The sequence below is a fragment of the Xylophilus sp. Leaf220 genome (genome assembly GCF_001421705.1).
Classification (GTDB): Bacteria; Pseudomonadota; Gammaproteobacteria; order Burkholderiales; family Burkholderiaceae_C; genus Xylophilus.
Window position 1 is genome coordinate 31,245 of record NZ_LMKO01000025.1, and the last position, 18,842, is coordinate 50,086.

The following is an 18,842-nucleotide window of genomic DNA, read 5'->3' on the forward strand; positions in this document are numbered from 1 at the left end:
GGGATAATCGCCGCCCATGAGCGGCAACACATTCGGTACTCTTTTCGCGGTCACCAACTTCGGTGAATCGCACGGCCCGGCCATCGGCTGCGTGATCGACGGCTGCCCGCCCGGCATGCCGCTGTCGGAGGCGGACATCCAGCCCGACCTGGACCTGCGCCGCCCCGGCACCAGCCGGCACGTCACCCAGCGCAACGAACCCGACGCGGTCGAGATCCTCTCGGGCGTCTACGAGGGCAAGACCACCGGGACCCCGATCGCGCTGCTGATCCGCAACGCCGACCAGCGCAGCAAGGACTATTCGGCCATCGCCCAGAGCTTCCGGCCGGGCCACGCCGACTACACCTACTGGCACAAGTACGGCATCCGCGACCCGCGCGGCGGCGGCCGTTCCTCGGCCCGGCTGACGGCACCCACGGTGGCCGCCGGCGCCGTCGCCAAGAAGTGGCTCAAGGAGAAATACGGCGTCGTGGTGCGCGGCCACATGACGCAGGTCGGCGAGCTGCCGATCGCCTTCGAGGACTGGCGCCACGTGCGCGAGAACCCGTTCTTCGCCCCGGTGGCCGACGTATCGGCGCTGGAGGCCTACATGGACGCGCTGAGGAAGACTGGCGATTCCTGCGGCGCGCGGCTGCGGGTCACGGCGCAGAACGTGCCGGTCGGACTGGGCGAGCCGCTCTACGACAAGCTCGATGCCGACATCGCCTTCGCGATGATGGGCCTCAACGCGGTCAAGGGCGTGGAGATCGGCGCCGGCTTCGCCAGCGTCTCGCAGCGCGGCACGGTGCACGGCGATTCGATCACGCCCGAAGGCTTCGAGACCAACAACGCCGGCGGCATCCTGGGCGGCATCAGCAGCGGGCAGGACATCGAGGTCTCCATCGCGATCAAGCCCACCAGCTCGATCATCAGCCCGCGCGCCTCGATCGACACCGAGGGGCGGCCGGTCGAGGTGGTCACCAAGGGCAGGCACGACCCCTGCGTCGGCATCCGCGCCACGCCGATCGCCGAGGCGCTGCTGGCGCTGGTGATGATCGACCATGCGCTGCGCCACCGGGCGCAGTGCGGCGACGTGGCGCCGCCGGCGCCGGTGCTCAAGGCTTCGTTCCTGTAGCGGCGGGCGGCGGGGTCGGAAGGCCCTCGGCCGGCGCCTGCGGTGCCGGCCCGGCTGTGTTCCAGCCCACCGCCGGCTGTTCGACCAGGCGCGCCGCGCCGGCCCGCAGCGGCTCCACCATCCGGCAGAGCAGGGCCATCTGGATGTGCTCCAGGCCCAGGCCATCGGAGCCGTCGTGCGCCTCCAGCGCGGCGGCCAGCGTCAACGACTCCGGGGCCGCGGCTTCCATGGTGCGATGGTCCGCGAGATGCGAGGCCACCTGCCCGAGGGCCTGCATCAGAAAAGCGCCGGCCTGCTCCAGCAGCGGGTCGCGGCCGTGGGCCGAAACCGCGCCGCGGTGCGCGCCCAGTGCCGAGAGGTAGTTGAGCAGCGTGTGCGACAGCACCATGAAGCGGATCGCCGCCTCGCCGTTGCGGTGCAGGAAGCCCGGCTCCTGCAGCATCTGCACCAGGGCCGAGGAAAGCGCGGCATCGGCGTTGTGCGCATTGCGGCGCGCCAGCCGGTAGGCCAGGTCGTCCTGTTTGCCGTGCAGGTACTGTTGCAGGATCGCCTGCAGGTACCTGGCGCTGGCGCCGACCGCGTGGGCGGCGGTGGTTTCCAGCCGCCGGCCCTGCCAGTCGGGCAGCACCAGGAAAACCGCGACGCCGGCGATCAGCGCGCCGGCCACGGTATCGACCATGCGCGGCACGATCAGGTCGTAGCCGTTGCCGATCTGGTTGAAGCACAGCAGCACCAGCAGGGTGATCGCGCCGGTGGCCAGGGCGTAGCGGTTGCGCCGTGCCGCGAAGAACACGATGCCCGCCACGACGGCTAGCGTAGCCTGCACCAGCGGCTGGTGGAACAGGCCGAACAGCATCCACCCCACCACCAGCCCGCCGAAGGTGCCGGCCACCCGCTGCAGCATCCGCAAGCGCGTCGCGCCGTAGCCGGGCTGGCAGACGAAGAGCGTCGTCAGCACCACCCACCAGCCTTCCTGCACATGCATCGCCTGCATCGCGGCGTAGCCCGCGCCCAGCGCCAGCGAGAGGCGCACCGCATGCCGGAACAGCGGCGACGCCAGACCCAGTTGCTGGCGCACCCGGCCGATGGCGTCGCGGGCGGTGCGGGGCGAGCGGTCGAACAGGCTGCTGTCGCGCTGCGCATCGTGCTCGGCAGGCGGGCGGCCGGCGCTGGTGAGCGTCGCGTCCAGCGCGGCCAGGTTGTCGGCCAGCGCCTGCAGGGAGCGCAGCAGCCGCGCGGTGCGCCCGGGCGTCTCGGGCCGGTCGGCGGGCGGGCGGTGCCGCAGGTGGTCGATCGCGGCACGCAGGTCGGCCATCGCCTGCAGGCTGTCGGCCTGCTTCTCGAACGGCTCCCGCATCCGGATCGCGCGGGCCAGCTCCAGGCAGGCGCGGCCCTGCAGCGACAGCAGCCGCTGGCCGCGGAACATCACGTCGCTGTGGAAGAAGGCGTCGGTCAGCTCGTCGTAGGCGTAGTGGGACGAGCTGGCCCGCTCGTGCACGTCCTGCGCGATGAAGTACAGGCCCAGGTAGCGGCGCATCCGGGTGCTGGCCACCGTGCCGGTGCCGATGCGGCGGAACAGACTCTCCTTGGCGGTGTTGAGCGCCTGCACCACCCGGCCGTTGTGGCGCGCCAGCGCGATGCGGCGGCGGGCCACGTCGATGCCGCGTACCGGCTCGAACATCGACGACTTGATCCACAGCGCCTCGGCCAGTTCGTCGAAGAGCAGGGCCAGGTTCTGCTGCACCGGCTGGTGCGCGAAGAGGGCGGCCCACACCAGCGAGATCGCGCCGTACCAGGCGGCGCCCGCCAGCAGCGGCAGCGGCCGTTGCCAGAAGGGGATGCCGCTGGCCGCCAGGTGCTCCAGGCCGATGGCGGTGTAGAGCACCACGATCAGCGTCGCATAGCCGATGGCGCGGTAGCGCTCGCCCACCGCACCCAGCAAGGTGAGGGCGAAGGCCGCTGCCGGCAGCGCCAGGCCGAACAGCACCACATGCGCCGCCAGCGCCTGCACCGCGAGGGCCACCGCGACGAAGCAGCCCATCGTGACCAGTACCGCCCGCAGCCGGCCGCGCAGGCTGTCGTCGGTCTCGGCCAGCGCGCAGGCGATCACGCCCAGCAGCACCGGCATCACCAGGTCCATCCGTCCGAAGCTCCAGCAGACGGCCATCACGCTGCCCAGCGCCAGGGCCACCCGCAGGCTGTAGACGAAGGTGTCCTGCGCCCAGAGGCGCCGCAGCGCATGCCGGACGGTGGTGAGATTCATGCGGGGTACGACGCAGGAAGCGCGCCAGTCTCGGCGCTCGGCAGACGGACGGCCTGACAGACAGCCGGGCGGGTAGCCGCCGGTCTCAGGTACGGACCTCGTCCACCAGCGTCTTGAACTCGTCGATGTCCTCGAAGCTGCGGTAGACGCTCGCGAAGCGGACGTAGGCCACCTTGTCGAGCCGCTTCAGCTCCCGCATCACCAGCTCGCCGATGCGGTTGGAGGGCAGCTCGCGCAGGCCGAGCCCGAGCAGCGTCTCCTCGATCCGCTCGACCGCGGCATCGACCTGCTCGACGCCGATGGGCCGCTTGCGCAGCGCAAGGTTCATCGACGCGCGCAGCTTCTCGCGCCGGTAGTCGACCCGCCGCCCGTCCTTCTTGACCAGCGCGGGCAGGCTGACGTCCGGCCGCTCGTAGGTGGTGAAGCGCTTGTCGCAGTCGCCGCACCGCCGCCGCCGCCGCACCGAGGTGCCGTCCTCGGCCACCCGTGTCTCCACCACCTGGGTGTCGGGGTGGTTGCAGAAGGGGCATTTCACGGCAGGGCGGCGCGCACGCGGCGATGGCGGCGAACAGGCTTCAACCGTAGACCGGGAAGCGGCTCGTCAGGGCATGCACCTTGGCGCGCACCGCGTCGATGTTGGCCGGGTCGCGCGGGTTGTCCAGCACGTCGGCGATCAGGTGGGCGGTGGCGCGGGCCTCGTCGTCCTTGAAGCCGCGGGTGGTCATCGCCGGGGTGCCGATGCGCACGCCGCTGGTGACCATCGGCTTCTCGGGGTCGTTCGGGATCGCGTTCTTGTTGATCGTCATGTGCGCGCTGCCCAGCACCGCCTCGGCTTCCTTGCCGGTGATGCCCTTGGCGCGCAGGTCGACCAGCATCACGTGGCTCTCGGTGCGGCCGCTCACGATGCGCAGGCCGCGCTCGGTGAGGGTGTCGGCCACGATGCGGGCGTTCTTGGCCACCTGCTGCTGGTAGGTCTTGAACTCGGGCTGCAGCGCTTCCTTGAAGGCCACCGCCTTGGCCGCAATCACGTGCATCAGCGGGCCGCCCTGCAGGCCCGGGAAGATGGCGCTGTTGATCGCCTTCTCGTGCTGGGCTTTCATCAGGATGATGCCGCCGCGCGGACCGCGCAGGCTCTTGTGGGTGGTGGAGGTCACCACGTCGGCATGCGGCACCGGGTTGGGGTATTCGCCCGCGGCGATCAGGCCGGCGTAGTGGGCCATGTCGACCATGAAGATCGCGCCGACGTCCTTGGCCACCTTGGCGAAACGCTCGAAGTCGATGCGCAGGCTGTAGGCGGAGGCACCGGCCACGATCAGCTTGGGCTTGGTTTCGTGGGCCTTGCGCTCCATCGCGTCGTAGTCGATCTCTTCCTTCTCGTTCAGGCCGTAGGAGACGGCATTGAACCACTTGCCGCTCATGTTGAGCGGCATGCCGTGGGTCAGGTGGCCGCCTTCGGCGAGCGACATGCCCATGATGGTGTCGCCGGGCTTGAGGAATGCGAGAAAGACGGCCTCGTTAGCCGACGCACCGCAATGCGGCTGCACGTTGGCGGCGTCGGCGCCGAAGATCTGCTTGACCCGGTCGATGGCCAGTTGCTCGGCCACGTCGACATGCTCGCAGCCGCCGTAGTAGCGCTTGCCGGGATAGCCCTCGGCGTACTTGTTGGTCAACTGGGTGCCCTGGGCCCACATCACCGCCGGAGACGCGTAGTTCTCGCTGGCGATCAGTTCGATGTGGTGTTCCTGGCGGGCGTTCTCGGCCTGGATGGCCGCGAAGAGTTCAGGGTCGGCTTGCTCGACGAGCAGGTTGCGGTGGTACATGGTGGCAGTCCTGACAGACGTGGTCCCTCTGGGCGGTGCGCGGTGCACGGTTCCAGGAAGGGCTGCCCAGGCGAACGGCTGAAACACTCCGGTGCCTACGGCATCCGGGGCGGTACGCTTCCCAGTGGTTGTCGAGGGCGCGTGCCCTGCGGTGGTTCCACGTCAGCGGCGGCCTGTCCGCCATGCGGGGGCCGCGCCTATCGCCAGTCGCGTACCCAATGATTTTAGCGCACCGGCCTGGCCGGGCGCCGCGCCGAAGACCTTGCCGGATCAACGGGCGTCGACGGCTTCGAGCCCGTCGGTCGCCAGGGCGACCAGCTTCGGCGCTGCCGCCGGGGCGGCGGGTGCAGGGGCCGGAGCCTCGACCTTGATCGGCTGGGCGGGCGCCGGCACGGCGGCCGGCGGCGGCACCACGATCGCGGGCGGCGTCACCGGCACGTTCTTGCCCAGCGCGACCGAGCGGAGACGGCCGTGCTCGGCCAGCACCTTGGCGGCGTAGCCGCCGTCGTCCTCCATGTTGGCCGCACCCACGTAGTAGCGCAGGCCGGCCTCCAGCGAGCCGGCACGTGCGATGCATTCCTGCAGCACCTTCACGCCCACCCGCAGGTTGGTCACCGGATCGAAGGCCGCCAACTGGCCGCCGAAGTGCTGGTACTTGTCGGTGTGCACCCGGGTCATGACCTGCATCAGGCCCTGTGCGCCCACCGGGCTCTGCGCGAACGGGTTGAAGCCCGACTCCACCGCCATGATCGCGAGGATCAGCGTCGGGTCGAGCTTGGTGCGGGCGCCGGTGTCGAAGGCCTCGGCCACCAGCGCGCCGATCGGCTCGGGCGCCACCCGGTACTTCTTGCTCAGCCAGAACGCCACCGCGGCCTGGGCCTTGGGCAGTTCCTGCGGGTTGGTCGCGGTGGCACGTTCCACCGCATCGCGCTGGATCGGCAGGCCGACCTGCTCGACCAGGCGGGCCTGCAGCAGGCCCATCAGTTGCGCTTCGCCGGATTGGCGGAGGTCTCCCCGAAGGAACAGCGTCAGGGCGGCGAAAGCCACCACGAGGCCGATCAGGGCAAAACCGTTGTGCGTGATCTCGAAAAATCCCTCGGCGACGTCGGCGGTGAAGGTCCGCGCGGCCTGGGCTATTTTTCCTAACGCTGTCATAGCTCTTCCTTTCTACACGAGGGGGCCGGCCTGCGCGCCACATGCCAGGCATGTCTCGCAGGAGAACGGTCGCTCGTTTGGATTGGGTCGCCATCGGATTCGTGCAGGCCTGCCGCGATGGGGCAGGGAAGATGAGGCAACGAATCGACTTAGCCGGTTGGTCGGCAGCGGGGGTCGGGGTCCCGATTTCGGGAACGGGCGGATTCTAGGAGGCTTCCAAATATCGAGTCAACTATAAAGAATACGATCGATATTCCATATGTGTCTGTCGAAAAGTAGTTGTGAGCGGGTGGCACATTACTTTTCCTCGGCGAAAAGAGTGTTTCCGGATGAAAGCCGGGTTTTGTCCTACCCGCTCCGGGCGACGGGCGGCGGGATGGGCCAGATCGCGTATGGCACGGTACGCAATCTCTGTCGCAGCTCCTACCAACGGTACGTAATCGACCGCCCCGCCCGCCGAATCCGCCCCGCCCGCATCACCGACACTCAGCCGATGCCGATCCACATCCCCCGCGCGGAGCTGCCGCGATGACTGCAGACCGCATCCCACCGAAGCAGCGCGCGCTGCGCTACCTGCGCGCGTTCGGCATCCTGCTGGCCGCGTTCGCGTTCCTCGTCGTCCTGGCCTGGTGGGGTGTGCCGCACCTGGTGCGCCACCAGCTGGCGCATCAGGCGTCGGAGCGGCTCGGCCGGGCGGTGACGGCCGGCCGGATCGACTTCCGGCCTTGGCGGCTGGAGCTGCGGATGCACGACCTGGCGGTGGCGGGGGCCGTGCCCGGCGCCCCGCCGCAGTTGCAGATCGACGCGGTACGGCTGCGGCTCGCCTGGTCGTCTGTGCGCTACCTGGCACCGGTGGTGCGCACGCTGCGGATCGAGCAGCCCCGTCTGCGCATCGCACACAAGGGCGAGGGCGGCTTCGATATCGACGACATCCTGGCGCGGCTGGAGCGCACGCCGCGCGACCCTGCGGCCGCGCCGGTGCGCTTCTCGCTGCACGACCTGGAACTGCGCGGTGGCGAGATCGATTTGGACGACCGTGGCCGTGCCCACGCGGTGCGCGACCTGGGCCTGCGCCTGCCGCTGCTCAGCAGCCTGGCCGCGCAACGCGAGACGGCGGTCGAGCCGCACCTGGCCTTCACCCTCGACGGCAGCCGCTTCGACAGCTCGGCCCAGGCGACGCCCTTCGCCTCCACCCGCGAGGGCGAAGCCACGCTGCGCTTCGAGGGCCTGGACCTGGCGCCCTATCTCTCTTACTGGCCCACCGGCCTGCCGGTGCGACTGGCCGGCGGCACTCTGGACGCCGAGGTACACGCCTCGTTCCGTCAGGCCGAGGCGCCGACGCCGGCCAACCTCGAGATCCGTGGCCAGTTCACCGCCCACCGCCCGGTGCTGCAGGATGCCGGCGGGCAGGAGGTGCTGCGGGCCGAGCGGCTGGCGGTGGAGGTCGCCCATCTGCGGCCCTTCGCCCGCGAGGCCGCCATCGGCCAGGTGACGCTGCAGGCGCCGCACGCCACGGTGCGCCGCGGCCGCGACGGCCGGATCGCAGGGACGGGCCGACCCGCCGTGGCGACCGCACCCGCCGCCGATGGCAAGACCGCGCCCGCGCAAGCGGCGGCCCCGGTCGCGGCTGCCGCCACCAAGGCGCCCCCGCCGTGGACCGTCACCGTGTCCCACTTCAAGATCGTGCAGGGGCAGGTCGACTGGCAGGACGACACGACCGACCCCGCTGCAGCGCTGGCGCTGGGCGGCCTGGCTCTCGACCTGCAAGGCGCCGCCTGGCCGGTGAGGCAGCCGGCGCGCCTGAGCGCATCGGCCGAGGTGACGAGCCCCGCTGCCGGCCGCAGGAACGGCGCCGGCGAAGGCGCCGCCACCACGGCGCATCTGGCGGTGCGTGGCACGGTGGCACCCGACGCGGTGGCGCTCGACATCGACAGCGGCGCGCTCCCGCTCGCCTGGGCCGCGCCCTATCTGAAGGGCGTGCTGGCGCCGACGCTGGCCGGCACGCTCGCCACGCAGGCGGTGTTGCAGTGGTCCCCTGCCGGCACCGTGGTCGAGGCGAAGAGCCTGCGCCTCGCCGACTTGGCCCTGGCCGGTCGCACCGGCGAGTCGCTGGCCGGCGTGCGCCGCCTCACGCTCGACGGCGCCCGGATCGACACCGCGCGGCGCAGCGTGTCGCTGCCGCAGGTCGGCATCTCGGCGCCCCAGCTGCGTCTGGCGCGCGACGCCCGGGGCCGCTGGATGTTCGAGGACTGGCGCGTGGCGCCCGATGCGGCCCGGGCCGGCACGCCGGCGGGCGGCCCGGACGGGGCCGAGAAGGAAGCGCGCGGCAGCTCCGGCCCGGCCACGCCCGCGCCGGCCTTTGCCGGCGCCATGCCCTGGTCGGTCGCGGTCGGCCAACTGGCGCTGGACGAGGGCGCCCTGCAGTTCCGCGACGCCAGCCGCTCCCCGGCGGTGGCCGTCGACGTGTCGGAGCTGCAGCTGGGCACCGGCCGGCTGCAGTGGCCGCTGGTGCCGGGCGAGGCGCCGGTCGCGGTCGATCTCTCGGCCCGCATCGGGGAGGCGCAGGAGACCGCGCCCGCCGGCCGCGGCCGGGGCACCGCCGCGGCCGACGGGCGCACCCGGTTCCGCGGCACCGTCGCGCCCTCGCCGCTGGCCGTCGCCGGGCGGCTGGAGGCGCGGCGGGTGCCGCTGCAGGCCTTCGAGTCGTACTTCGACGACCTGCTCAACGTGCAGGTGGCGCGGGCCGAGGTGGGCTACACCGGTGATGTGAAGTTCGCCGCCACGCCCGCCGGCGCGCAGTGGCAGCTCGACGGCGACGGCACGGTCGAGAACGTGCGCATCCTGAGCGCCGCGCCCGACGCGCCGGCCACCGCGCCGGTGTCGGAAGCGCGGGTGGCGACGGTCGCGCCGTCGCGGCGGGGCGGAGCGCTCTCGGTCGGCGCCTTCTCGCGCGGCGCCACCTCGCTGCTGGGCTGGGGCAACCTGGAGTTGCGCGGGCTGTCGGTCGCGGTGGCCCCGGGCAGCGCGCTGCGCGCCTCGGTGAACGACACCGTCTGGAGCGATTTCTTCGCCCGGATCGCGATCGATCCCAACGGCCGCAGCAACCTGCGCGACCTGGTGAGGAAGCCGGCGCCGGATGCTCCTGAAAAGATAGCGGGAGGCCGTGACGCGGCGCCGACTACGGCACCGAAAGACCCGCAGAAACCGGCTCCGGTGGTGCGGGTCGGCCCGGTGCGCTTCGTCAACGGCCGGGTGCTGTTCTCCGACCGGTTCATCCAGCCCTCGTACGAGGCCAACCTGAGCGAGCTGACCGGACAGCTCGGCGGCTTCACCTCGGCGCCGGCCGCCGCGGCCGACGGCGCGGGCGCCGGGCCTGCGATGGCCGACCTGAGCCTGCGCGGCAAGGTCGAGGGCACCGCCTCGCTCGAAGTCAAGGGCAAGCTCAATCCGCTGGTGCAGCCGCTGGCGCTCGACATCGAGGGCAAGGTGCGCGACCTGGAGCTGCCGCCACTGTCGCCCTACGCGATCAAGTACGTCGGCCATGGCATCGAGCGCGGCAAGCTCGACGTCGACGTGGCCTACAAGGTGCAGCCCGACGGGCTGTTGACGGCCACCAACGCGCTGGTGCTGCGCCAGCTGGTCTTCGGCGAACAGCAGGGCGATGCGAAAACGAGCCTGCCGGTCAAGCTGGCGACGGCCCTGCTGGCCGACCGCAACGGCGTGATCGACCTCGACCTGCCGATCCAGGGCTCGCTCAACGACCCGCAGTTCAGCCTGGCGCCGGTGATCGGCAAGGCCCTGGTCAACCTGGTGGCCCGGGCGATCACCTCGCCGTTCTCCCTGCTGAGCAACGCGCTGGGCGGCAACGCGTCGGAGGCGGCGACCGTGAGCTTCGCGCCGGGCAGCGCGGAGATCGCAGGCGCGGCCGAGGCGTCGCTCGCCAAGGTCGCGCAGGCGCTGGTCGAGCGGCCGGCGCTGCGGATGACGGTGGTCGGCATGGCCCACCGCGAGACCGAGGCCGACGGCCTGCGCCGCGAACGGCTCGAGCAGCTGCTGCGCATCGAGAAGCGCCGCAGCCTGCCGGCCGACGCGCGGGGCGATACGCCGCGGCCCGCCCTGGCCGAGGTGCAGGTGGCACCGCAGGAGCGCGCCGCGCTGCTCGCCAGCCTCTACGACCGCACCGACATGCCCAAGCCCCGCAACGCGATCGGCCTGGCCCGCACGCTGCCGGCCGACGAGATGGAGAAGCTGCTGATGGAGCAGATCGACGTGACCGACGACACGGTGCAGTCGCTGGCGGTGCGCCGCGGCACCGCGGTGCGCGACTACCTGGCGGCGCACGGCGTCGCGACCGACCGGCTGTTCGTCGGTGCCGCGCGGCGGGTGTCCGATGCCGACGCCCGCGCGGGCTGGACGCCGCATGCGGAACTGGATCTGTCGGCGCGCTGAGGAGCCGCCGCAGCGCTTTCGACGCTCTCTATATAGAAGGCCGCGGAGTCCCTCCCGGGCACCGAAAACCGGGCGGCGTGCGGCCTCCGCCGGCCGCCGCGGGCCCCGCCTTCGGCCCCCCGAAAGACCGGCCTGTCATCATCGGAAGTGCGCCGGCCGAAAAGGCGGTGAAAATAGCGCCTTTCGCCTCGCCGTGTCCTGCGGCGGCCGGCCCGGCAAAAGCCGCCCGGCGCTGCGCGCACGCAAAAAGTCTGCGCCAGGGCTTCCGATCCGCACCATCCGCCCCATGTTTCCATTCCCTTCCCGCACCCCCAAGACAATGCCCGACGCCAACGACGTGAACCCGACCCCAGCCAAGGCCGCCGAAGCGCATCCGCTGGATGCCTTGACGGGCGGCGCCTTCTCGGCCGCCACGTCCGGCGAGCGCGCTTCGCGCGTGCGCGAATGGCTGGCCCGCCAACCCTCCGCCGAGCAGATCCAGGACGTCTTCAAGGAGCTGAGCGTGCGCGACAAGGGTGCCGCCCGCCCGCTGCGCGAGCGCCTGGACGAACTCAAGCGCGCCAAGGGCCAGGAGGCGATCGCCGCCGAATGGGCCGAGAAGGCCCAGGCCCTGCTGGCCGCGCCCAAGCTCAACATCGCCGACGCCCTGGCCTGGCAGCGCGATGCCGCCAAGGCCGGCGCGCCGCTCTCGCGCGAGCCGCTGTCCCTGCTCAAGGTGCAGGTGGCCGACCGGGTCAAGGTCATCGAGGACCTGCAGCACCGGGTGCAGGTGCAGCGCGAAGCCGCGGTGCTGCTGGCCCAGCGCATCGAGGTGCTCTCCACCAAGCCGTGGCGCGATGCGGAAGGCGCGGTCGACACCCTGCGCAGCGACGTGCAGCACTGGCAGGACCAGGCCGCCACCCTGGCCGGCGACGCCGCCTGGCCGAGCGTGGAGGCCAAGTTCCCGCCGCAGCTCGATGCCTCCAAGGCCCAGCTGCTGGTGGTGTGGGAGGCCTTCCAGGCCGCCGTGGCCCAGGCCGTGGCCGCGGCCGCCGACACCGCCGCGCCGCTTCCGCCGGTGCCGGTGTGGGCGGAGGAATTGACGGTCGCCCGGGGCGGCCCGGCCCGCGTCGTCGCCGCCGAGGACGGCGCGGCCCCGGCCGGCGGTGCGGCACCCCGCGCGCCGCGCGGCAAGATGGTCGACCCGGCCGTGCGCGACAAGGCCCGCAAGGCGGTGGCCGAGGCCGTCGGCAAGCTGGAGCAGGAAACCGCCGAAGGCCACGGCAAGGCCAGCGCCGGTGCCGCCACCGCGCTGCGCAATGTGCTGAAAGAGCACGGCCGCCATATCGACCCGGCGCTGGAAGCCAAGGTCCACGCGGCCCTGTCGGCCGCCGGCGAACTCGAGGGCTGGCAGCGCTGGCGCGCCGACCAGCTGCGCGAAGAGCTGGTCGCCCAGGCCGAAGGCCTGACCAAGCGCCCCGAAGGCCAGGCCCTCGGCGGCCGCAAGATGCAGGAAACCCTGCGCCGCCTGCGCGAGGAATGGAAGCAGACCGACCAGGGCGGCCCGTCCAACCATGCGCTGTGGAAGCGCTTCGACGAAGCCTGCAACGAGGCGCACAAGGTGGTCGAGGCCTGGCTGGAGAAGGTCAAGGCCGACGCCGCCGAGCACCGCGGCCAGCGCCTGGCGCTGATCGAGGAACTGAAGGCCTTCGGCCAGGCGCATGCCGGCGGCCAGGACCTGAAGGCGCTCAACCGCGGCCTGCACCAGTTCGCCGACCGCTGGCGCGATGCCGGCCACCTGGGCGAGAAAGCCTTCGCCGAGATCCAGCCGCAGTGGAAGGAGGCCTTCGCCACCGCCGCCGCGCCGATGGAAGCGGCCCAGAAGGACAGCCTGGCCCGCCGCCACGCGATGATCGACGAGGCCGTCGCCCTGGGTGCCGCGCCGATGCTGCGGATCGACGCGGTCAAGGCGCTGCAGCAGCGCTGGCAGGCCGAGGCGCAGACGGTGCCGCTGGACCGCAAGCACGAACAGAAGCTGTGGGACGCCTTCCGCAAGCCGATCGACGACGCGTTCAACCGCAAGACCGCCGAGCGCGAGAAGGCGGCATCGGCCGTGAGCCACCACGACCGGGTGGTGCTCGACGCCTCCAAGGCGCTGGAAGCCGCCAACGCCAGCGGCGATGCGCAGCGCATCCGCGCCGCGATGTCGGCGCTCGACGCCGCCCTGCGCGGCCAGGCCGATGCGGCCGCGGCGGCATCGGCGGCCGGCCCTGCACCGAACGGGGCGCCAGCTGGCGCTGCGTCCGGACCTGCTGCTACTGAAAATATAGCAAACGCCGAGGGTGGCGATGCTGCCGCGCCGGCCGCTGCAGGCGATGCGTCGGCCGAGCCGGCTGCCGAAGGCGACGCGCCGGCCGAGGCCGCTGCGCCCGCGGAACCGGCAGCGCCGCCGAAGCCGGCCCCCAAGCCGGTCGTGGCGGTGCGGGGCGACGACCGTCCCGGCATGCGCAAGTCGGAGCCGGTGGTGCCGGGCCGCGGCGGCAAGTTCGGCGACCGCGCCGGTGGTCCGGGTGCGCGGGGTCCGGGCGGCCCCGGTCGTCCCGGCCGTCCGGACGACCGCGGCCCGCGCGGCCCCGGTGCCGGTGGCCCGGGTGCGGGCGGCCGCTTCGGCGACCGTCCGGCCTACGAAGACCGCGGCCCGCGCCTGGGCGATGCCGCCTTCCGCGCCCAGCGCGAAGCCCTGGAACATGCCCAGGCCACGCTGCGCAAGCTGGCGGCCCAGGCCCACGGCGAGGCACTGAGCCACCTGATGGAAGCGTGGGAGAAGCGCGATCCGGCCGCGATCCCTGGCACCCAGGAGCTGGGCCCGCGGGTGGCGCCGGCCGTGCGCTCCGCCTGGTCGCAGGCCCTCGGCGGCGTGACGAAGGGCGATGCGGCGGAAGCGCTGTTGCGGCTCGAGATCGCCGCGGAAGCACCCACGCCGGCCGAGCACATGAGCGCCCGTCGCCTGCTGCAGCTGCAGTTGCTGACCCGCCGCAACGACCCGACCCCGGCCCAGACCTGGGGCGAGGACGTGGCCAAGGTGCTGGCCAGCCCGAGCGAGGCGCAGAACGCCCGCCGTCTGCAGAACGTTCTGAAGACGCTGCTGAAGACGTCCTGAGCGTGACGGGGGCAGAAGGCGCACCGGCCGCGGTTCGTCTGCGGGCCTTCGCGGCGGCGGATACGTCCGCCGTCGTGGCGCTGTGGCAGGCCTGCGGGCTGGTGCGGCCGTGGAACGATCCGGTCAAGGACATCGCCCGCAAGCAGGCGGTGCAACCGGAGATGTTCCTCGTGGCCGAGCAGGACTGCACCGTCGTCGGCAGCGCGATGGTCGGCTACGACGGCCACCGCGGCTGGGTCTACTACCTGGCGGTGGCGCCCGGGCGGCAGCGCCTCTCGATCGGCCGCCGCCTGATGGACGAGGCCGAGCGGATGCTGCTCGCGCGCGGCTGCCCCAAGGTGAACCTGCTGGTGCGGGCCGGCAACACCGGAGTGCTGGAGTTCTACCGCCGGCTGGGCTATGTGCAGGATGCATCCGTCAGCCTGGGCAAGCGGCTGATCCCCGACTGAACGCCCGCGCCGGCCTCCGGCTGCGTCACTCCATCTTGATGTTCGACCCCTTCACGATCTCCGCATACTTGCGCAGGTCGGACTGGATCTGGGCGCCGAACTCGGCCGGCGTGTTGCCGACGGCCGAGATGCCCAGCGTCGCCAGGCGGGCCTGGATGTCGGGCATGTGCACCACCGCGTCGATCTCGCGCTGCAGCCGGTCGACGATCGGCTGGGGCGTCCGGGCCGGGGCCAGGATGCCGATCCAGGAGCTGGCCTCGAAGCCCGGCACGCCCGATTCGGCCACCGTCGGCACGTTGGGCAAGGAGGCCAGCCGGGTGCTGCTCGACACCGCGATCGGCCGCACCTGGTTGTTCTGGATGAAGGCCGACGCACCCGCCACCGCGGTATAGAGCATCGGCAGGGTGCCGCCCACCACGTCGGCCATCGCCTGGCCGCCGCCCTTGTACGGAATGTGGGTGAACTGGGCGCCGGTGCGCTGCTTGAGCAGCTCGCCCGCCAGGTGCGGCGTGCTGCCGGTGCCGGCGCTGCCGTAGGAGACCCCGCCCGGCAAGGTCTTGGAATATGCCACCAGCTCCTGCAGGTTCCTGGCCGGCACGGTGGGGTTGGTGACGATCACCAGCACCGCGTCGCCGATCTTGCTGACTGGCGCGAAGTCCTTCACCGGATCGAACGGCACCTTGGCGAAGACGTGCGGGTTGATCACCAGCGTGCCGTCGAAGCCGACCACCAGCGTGTAGCCGTCGGGCGGTGCCACGGCGGCCATCTGGGTGCCGATGTTGCCCGAGGCACCCGGCTTGTTGTCGACCACCACCTGCTGCCCCAGCCGCTGGCCGAGCCGCTCGGCCACCACCCGGGCGCCGGTGTCGGTCACGCCGCCGGGGGCGAAGGGCACGATCAGGCGGATCGGCTTGTTGGGGTAGTCGCCGGCCTGGGCCGTCGCCAGCAGCGGCGCCGCCAGCCCGAGCGCCAGCGCCAGCGGCGCGAGCAGCGCCTTGCGGCGGGAGGGGGATGCGTTCATGGTCTGTCTCCGTCGTTGTTGTCGTTCGTTCGTTCGTTCGTTCGCCGGCGCCGGGGCGCGCGTGCCTACTCGGCCTGAATGCCGCCGCGCTTTGCCACCTGGGTCCACTTGCCGGTCTCGCGGGCCAGGAAGCCCTGGAAGGCCTCGGGCGTGTCGAGCACCAGCCGCGCGCCCTGGTCCTGCATCTGCTTGGCGACACCCGGGTCGCGGGTGACGGTCTGCAGGCCCTCGCGGATCTTCGCGACCGTCTCGGCCGGCAGGTGGGCCGGGCCGAACAGGCCGTACCAGTTGAGCGATTCGACGCCCTGCAGGCCCGCCTCCTGGAAGGTCATCGCGTCGGGGAACAGCGCCATGCGCTGGTCGGCCACCACGCCCAGCACCCGCAGGTTGCCGGCCTGCACATGGGGCAGGGCGGTCAGCACGCTGGTGAAGCCGGCCGGCAGGTGGCCGCCGATGATGTCGACCATCAAGGGCGCACCGCCCTTATAGGGCACGCCGGTGATCTTCAGGCCGCCGGCCTGGCGGATCAGCTCGCCGGTGAGGCGCGTCTGGCCTTCGGAGTAGCCGACCGGAATGTCGTCCTTCCGGGCCGCCTGCAGCAGGTCGGGCAGCGCCTTGTAGGGGCCGCGCGCGGCCACCACCAGCACCATCGGCGAACTGGCGATGTTGGTGATGGGGGTAAAGGCCTTTGCGGTGTCGTAGGGCACGCTCTTCATCAGCACCGGGTTGATCGCGTGGGAGCCGACCACCAGCAGCAGCGTGTGGCCGTCGGGCGCGGCCTTGGCCACGTAGCTGGAGCCGATCACGCCGTTGGCGCCGGTGCGGTTGTCGACGATGACCGTCTGGCCCCACAGCTCGCCGAGCTTCTGGGCCATCAGCCGGCCGACGATGTCGGTGCCGCCGCCGGCCGCATAAGGCACGACCAGGGTGACCGGCTTGCCGTCGGCGTGCAGCGGCGCTTGCGCCCAGGCCGGCAGCGTGGCGTGTGCGGCGGCGAGCGCGGCGCCGGCCAGGGCGCCGAGTGCGTGGCGGCGGGTGGGAAATGGGGCTGTCATGTCGGTTGTCTCCGTCTGCGGGAAGTTCTTGTAGGGATCGGGATCGGGGTTCGGCGCCGGTGCGCCGGGGAAGCGCGGGCTCAGGCGGTCGCGGCCTCCGGCGTAATGGTGGCGGCCGCAGCGGATGCGCCTTGGGCGCGCGCCTGCTCGCGCCGCAGCCAGGCGATGGACCGGCCGCCGAGGGCGCGCTGCAGCGTCGCCTCGGCGAAATCGATCGCGGCCAGCAGGCCGGGCAGGGCGATGCCGGTGGAGAAGCCGCTGCGCTCTGCCAGCAGCACCAGGTCCTCGGTCGCCAGGTTGCCGGCCGCGCCGGGCGCGAACGGGCAGCCGCCGATGCCGCCGACGCTGGCGTCGAAGCGGCGCACGCCGGCCTCCAGCGCGGCCCAGGCGTTGGCCGCGCCCATGCCGCGGGTGTCATGGAAATGCACCGCCAGTTGCTGCAGCGGCACCACGCCGGTCAGCGCCCGCATCCGCTCCTTCACCTGGCCGGGCGAGGCCGAGCCGATGGTGTCGGCGATCACGATCTCGCCGGCGCCGGCCGCCTGCATCCGGGCCGCCAGGCGCAGCACGGTGACGAGCGGCGTCTCGCCCTCGAACGGACAGTCGAAGGCCACCGCCACGTAGGCCCGGGTGCGCAGGCCCAGCGCGTGGGCGGCGTGCAATGTCTGCTCGCTCACCCCGGTCGCGGCGTCCAGGCCCATGTTGATGTTCTTGCTGTTCATCGTCTCGGTGGCCGACAGCACCACCGCGATCTCCTGGGCGCCGGCGGCGTGGGCCCGCTCCAGCCCCTTGAGGTTGGGCACCAGGACCGAGGTGCGCAGGCCGGGCACGGCGGCGCGGATGCGCGGCACCAGGTCGGCGGCGTCAGCCATCTGCGGCACCGCTCGGGGCGAGACGAAGCTGGTCGCCTCGACGCTCCGCACGCCGGCCCGCACCAGCAGTTCGATCAAACGCAGCTTGGCGTCGGTGGAGACGGCGATCTGCTGGTTCTGCAGGCCGTCGCGGGGCGAAACGTCGGTGATGTGGATCTGTTCCATGGGATGAACTCCTGTCAGGCGATGGCGCCGGTGGCCTGCAGCTCGGCCAGGCGTTCGGGCGAATAGCCCAGCAGGTCGCGCAGCACCCGGGTGGTGTCCTCGCCCAATGCGGGCGGGCAGGTGTAGGTGGCCTGCGGCGCGGCCGAGAGCTTCATCGGGTTGCCCGGCATGCGTACCGTGTCGCCGGTCTTGAGCGGCACCTCGACCACCATGTCGCGTGCCAGCACCTGGGCGTCGCCCAGCGCCTGGGCGAAGTCGTTGACCGGACCGCAGGGGATGCGCGCCGCGCGCAGCCGCTCCAGCCAGTGCGCGGTGCTTTCGGTCCTGAGCCTGTCGGAGATCAGCGCGTCGATCCGCGCCTTGGCGGCGAAGCGCACCGGCTGCTTGCGGTACTCCGGATCGCGCAGTTCCGGGATGTCGATGAACTCGACGAAGCGCTCGAAGAACGCATCGCCGATGCAGGCCACGATCACATGGCCGTCGGCCGTCGGGTAGCTGTTGTAGGGCACGTGCACGAAGTGGGCGTTGCCGATGCCGTCGGGCACGATGCCCGACATCAGGTGCATCGTGGCCATGTAGTTGAGCAGCGAGATCTGCGCGTCGAGCATCGAGACGTCGACGTGCTGGCCGCGGCCGGTACGCTCGCGCTCGGCGATCGCCGCCAGCACGCCCATCGCGCCGAAGATGCCGCCGCCCAGGTCGCCGATCGGGATCCCGCTGCGGGTGGGGCCGCTCTCGGGCGTGCCGGTGATCGACATGCCGCCACCCATCGCCTGCACCACTTGGTCGAAGGCCGGCCGCTGGGTCTGCGGCCCGGTCTGGCCGAAGCCGGTGACCGAGCAGGTCACGATCCGCGGGTTGACCTTGGAGAGCGTCGCGTAGTCGATGCCCAGGCGCTCGGTCACGCCGACGCTGAAGTTGTCGAACACCACGTCGGCCTGGCGCACCAGGTCGAGGAACACCGCCTTGCCGGTCTCGCTCTTCAAGTCGACGCAGACGCTCTGCTTGTTGCGGTTGAGCGTGAGGTAGTAGGCGCCCATGCCGTCGCGGGAGTAGTCGGGATCGTGCTCCAGCAGGCGGCGGGTGCCTTCGCCGGCGCCGGGCGGCTCGACCTTGATCGTGCGGGCGCCCAGGTCGGCCAGAAGCATGGTGCCGTAGGGGCCCGACAGCATATGGGTGAGGTCGAGGACGGTGATGTGTTCGAGTGCCAAGGCATGTCTCCGAAAGGGCTGCGTATGCGGAGCGGGATTGCACGCGCTGTGCCAACTGCCGCGCCGGCTGCAAGTGCTTGATTCGATTGGGCCTTTTGCAGGAGCCCGCACCTGCGGGCGTTGCGGGAA

12 protein-coding genes and 1 riboswitch are annotated in these 18,842 nt (G+C 71.9%); of the genes, 4 read left to right on the forward strand and 8 right to left on the reverse strand.

Annotation, left to right across the window (positions count from 1 at the left end):
- Positions 1-16: 16 nt before the first annotated feature.
- Positions 17-1,114: a chorismate synthase gene (gene aroC, locus ASE76_RS16625; protein ID WP_055842059.1), complete on the forward strand. Its 1,098-nt coding sequence runs from the start codon at positions 17-19 to the stop codon at positions 1,112-1,114.
- On the opposite strand, the gene yccS is transcribed toward aroC, so the two are convergent.
- The 4 genes from yccS to ASE76_RS16645 form a co-directional block, all read right to left on the reverse strand.
- A complete protein-coding gene (gene yccS, locus ASE76_RS16630; RefSeq protein WP_082448675.1) occupies positions 1,095-3,377 on the reverse strand; it encodes a YccS family putative transporter in 2,283 nt (760 codons plus the stop codon). The two genes, aroC and yccS, sit on opposite strands and share 20 nt — an antisense overlap.
- Positions 3,378-3,462: 85 nt before the next feature.
- Positions 3,463-3,912: a transcriptional regulator NrdR gene (nrdR, locus tag ASE76_RS16635; protein ID WP_055842062.1), complete on the reverse strand. Its 450-nt coding sequence runs from the start codon at positions 3,910-3,912 to the stop codon at positions 3,463-3,465.
- A 40-nt stretch (positions 3,913-3,952) separates the two neighbouring features.
- Positions 3,953-5,197, reverse strand: a complete 1,245-nt coding sequence (gene glyA, locus ASE76_RS16640) for a serine hydroxymethyltransferase (RefSeq protein ID WP_055842067.1) — start codon at positions 5,195-5,197, stop codon at positions 3,953-3,955.
- Between the two features lie 57 nt (positions 5,198-5,254).
- A riboswitch (ZMP/ZTP riboswitch) is annotated at positions 5,255-5,418 on the reverse strand.
- Between the two features lie 49 nt (positions 5,419-5,467).
- Positions 5,468-6,352, reverse strand: a complete 885-nt coding sequence (locus ASE76_RS16645; RefSeq protein ID WP_055842070.1) for a lytic transglycosylase domain-containing protein — start codon at positions 6,350-6,352, stop codon at positions 5,468-5,470.
- A gap of 528 nt (positions 6,353-6,880) precedes the next feature.
- Here ASE76_RS16645 and ASE76_RS16655 point away from each other — a divergent pair.
- The 3 genes from ASE76_RS16655 (at position 6,881) to ASE76_RS16665 (ending at position 14,389) form a co-directional block, all read left to right on the forward strand.
- Positions 6,881-10,801, forward strand: coding sequence for a DUF748 domain-containing protein (locus tag ASE76_RS16655; protein WP_055842076.1), 3,921 nt, complete (start codon positions 6,881-6,883; stop codon positions 10,799-10,801).
- Positions 10,802-11,087: 286 nt separating this feature from the next.
- A complete protein-coding gene (locus ASE76_RS16660) occupies positions 11,088-13,940 on the forward strand; it encodes a DUF349 domain-containing protein (protein ID WP_055842079.1) in 2,853 nt (950 codons plus the stop codon).
- A gap of 2 nt (positions 13,941-13,942) precedes the next feature.
- Positions 13,943-14,389 carry a GNAT family acetyltransferase gene (locus tag ASE76_RS16665; RefSeq protein ID WP_082448676.1) on the forward strand — a complete coding sequence of 149 codons (447 nt, stop codon included), beginning with the start codon at positions 13,943-13,945 and terminating at the stop codon, positions 14,387-14,389.
- 25 nt (positions 14,390-14,414) lie between these two features.
- Here the strand turns inward: ASE76_RS16665 and ASE76_RS16670 are convergent, their stop codons facing one another.
- The 4 genes from ASE76_RS16670 to ASE76_RS16685 form a co-directional block, all read right to left on the reverse strand.
- Positions 14,415-15,410, reverse strand: a complete 996-nt coding sequence (locus ASE76_RS16670) for a tripartite tricarboxylate transporter substrate binding protein (protein WP_055842083.1) — start codon at positions 15,408-15,410, stop codon at positions 14,415-14,417.
- Positions 15,411-15,475: 65 nt separating this feature from the next.
- A complete protein-coding gene (locus ASE76_RS16675) occupies positions 15,476-16,465 on the reverse strand; it encodes a tripartite tricarboxylate transporter substrate binding protein (protein WP_055842086.1) in 990 nt (329 codons plus the stop codon).
- A gap of 80 nt (positions 16,466-16,545) precedes the next feature.
- The gene (locus ASE76_RS16680) at positions 16,546-17,502 is read right to left on the reverse strand and encodes a hydroxymethylglutaryl-CoA lyase (protein WP_055842087.1); all 957 of its coding nucleotides are present in this window, start codon (positions 17,500-17,502) and stop codon (positions 16,546-16,548) included.
- 14 nt (positions 17,503-17,516) lie between these two features.
- Positions 17,517-18,713, reverse strand: a complete 1,197-nt coding sequence (locus ASE76_RS16685; RefSeq protein ID WP_055842090.1) for a CaiB/BaiF CoA-transferase family protein — start codon at positions 18,711-18,713, stop codon at positions 17,517-17,519.
- Between the last annotated feature and the right edge of the window lie 129 nt (positions 18,714-18,842).